We start from the raw sequence: 2205 nt of genomic DNA, 5'->3' as shown, positions 1-2205 counted from the left end.
TACGGAGCGCGTCGGGGATTTATTCACATTGACACTCGGAACGGAAAAGGTTGGAGAAGCAGCGGGGAAAAAGGACCGAGATGGGATTATTAGGTTTTTGCTTGGGGTAACTTGCTTGGGGTATCATTCTACGGAGTTGCTGATTTGAGATATGAATCTTCCTTTGTGGGATTTTTAAAAACTAGACTCAAATTAACTTTTGGATACGATGCACAGTTGCCATTGATACCTAGATTCAGCAACGCCGAAAAGTCTTCATAATTCCCCAAAAAAAACAACCCACGGCAGTTAACCGCAAGTTATTTTTGCTTAAAGTCGGATCATTACTCAACGGTAATCGTTCCGACCATACCGGCACCGCGATGGGGTTCGCAGTAGTAGGTGTAAGTACCCGGTTCGCTGAAAGTGCTTTCAAAGGACTCCCCGGCGGAAAAAGCCAGACCTTTATGGGATAATTTGACGGCTTGGGCTTCGGGAACTTTGGTGCTATCGAAAACTATGTTATGGGGAGAAAGTTTGTTATTGACCCATTTCACCGTATCTCCTGCTTTAATGGTGAGGGTGGGGGGATCAAATTGTAGTGTACCTGCATCACCGCCCATCTTAACCGTGAAGGTTTCCGCAGCAGCGGAGGCAGTGTTAAAGAAGAAGCTAGAGAGGACTAGCACCACGGTAGCGACCAATAAACCTAATTTTTTCATGCTTGTTAATCCTTTACACGAGGGAAGATGACAAATTTGACAGCCTGTCTTTTGACAAAAAAGTAAAAGTTTGCTTTTAACTGTCCCATGAACTAATTCTACACGAAGTTTGACAGCTTGTCTTTTGACAAGAAAACCTTTTTTTTCTGACCATGGTTGGGGAATTTCTTGAGAAATAGAGGAGAACCAATCGTGAAAAGATTATTAATTTCCCTGTGCTTGCTCTTGGCTGTGGTTACTTTCGGTATGGCTCGTCCCGCTTTAGCTGATGGGGCTTCGATTTTCAGTGCTAACTGCGCTTCCTGCCACATGGGCGGTAAAAACGTGGTTAATGCCGCTAAAACCCTGAAAAAAGAAGATTTGGTTAAATACGGCAAAGATTCCGTTGAAGCTATTGTTACCCAAGTTACCAAAGGTAACGGTGCGATGCCTGCTTTCGGTGGTCGTCTCAGCGCTGAAGATATCGAAGCTGTAGCTAATTATGTCCTCGCTCAAGCGGAAAAAGGCTGGTAAAAGTTAGTTATCGAAAAAATCGGGTCTATAGCAAAGATCGGGGTGGTTAGGACAATCAATCGCTGAAACCCTTGACCGATAAGAGTTTGAAAATTGAAAGCGTCCTAACTAACTCGTTCTATGCCATAAAACCCCGCCTTAATGCGAAAAATTTTTGTAGCGGGGCATAAATCCCCGTTACAAAAACGTCCTCCTGCCCCCTGCCTTCGTTATCGGTGGCGAGTTATCGGTTATCAGTCTGTTGACACTCCTGGGCCTAAAGGCGTGAGGATTCTCGAAGCTCATCACTGCGCTTTCTGGTTTCCCTTACTCACGTCTTACACGATTATGTCTGAACCGAGATTACTAGAATATCAGTTGCTATCTAGTTTCCCTTTTTGTGGTTCACTCTCCAAGCGTTTTCCTATTTCAAGGAAAATTCGGATCTGCCCGACCCTATCTGTCTTACGACAAAAGTTTTTATTCGATTCATTCAGTCTTTTTGAAGACTTACTGCCCTGTTTAAAGAGTTTTCGGTGGCTCTTGTCTATCTATTTTTACCTCAAAAGTGCTGCACTGTTTCAGCAGAATTTTCACGATGTGCGACGGCATTGCAACCTGAAGACTCTAAATATTGTATCACCAAGTCCCCCTAGAACTCAAGTTTAGACTAATTTGACAGCAATTCTCAGTTTTAGACACAGCAAGCCTTTTAGGGATTTAAAGAACATTTTAAAGGGGGATTTTTGGGGCAACTTTGGGTGTACTATCACGTCAAAAGCCTGAAGACTCGTGAAATGAAATTCGCCATCCCATTGAATTTTACCCCGTATGATGCGAACTAACTCCCAAAAGCCTTGCTACAGGGCAAATTTAGAATTGCTGCTAATTTGAGCAAGAGTCAGTACAAAAAAACTGCTTGAGCAGAAAAAACGGGAAATCAAGTAAGATTACTAAATTTCCCGAAAATGACTTTGAAAAACTTGCAGGAATTTCGAGAAGCGGCCTATAA

The 2205-nt window shown here is 43.0% G+C and carries 2 protein-coding genes; one reads left to right on the top strand and one right to left on the bottom strand.

Going from position 1 to position 2205, the window contains the following annotated elements; all coding sequences use genetic code 11:
- Window positions 1-323 precede the first annotated feature (323 nt).
- Window positions 324-701, bottom strand: coding sequence for a plastocyanin (gene petE / locus MiAbW_RS18955; RefSeq protein ID WP_151697335.1), 378 nt, complete (start codon window positions 699-701; stop codon window positions 324-326).
- Between the two features lie 192 nt (window positions 702-893).
- Here petE and petJ point away from each other — a divergent pair, with 192 nt between their 5' ends.
- Complete coding sequence (petJ, locus tag MiAbW_RS18950) at window positions 894-1214, top strand: cytochrome c6 PetJ (RefSeq protein WP_151697334.1); 321 nt, start codon at window positions 894-896, stop codon at window positions 1212-1214.
- The last annotated feature ends 991 nt before the right edge of the window (window positions 1215-2205 follow it).

Source organism: Microcystis aeruginosa NIES-4325, assembly GCF_008974145.1.
Taxonomy (GTDB): Bacteria; Cyanobacteriota; Cyanobacteriia; order Cyanobacteriales; family Microcystaceae; genus Microcystis; species Microcystis aeruginosa_G.
Note: the sequence above shows the minus strand (reverse complement) of the source record. Positions and strands in the feature narration are given on the sequence as shown.

Coding starts and splice junctions, on each gene's coding strand:
- petE (WP_151697335.1), bottom strand. CDS start 701: ATGAAAAAATTAGGTTTATTGGTCGCTACCGTGGTGCTAGTCCTCTCT.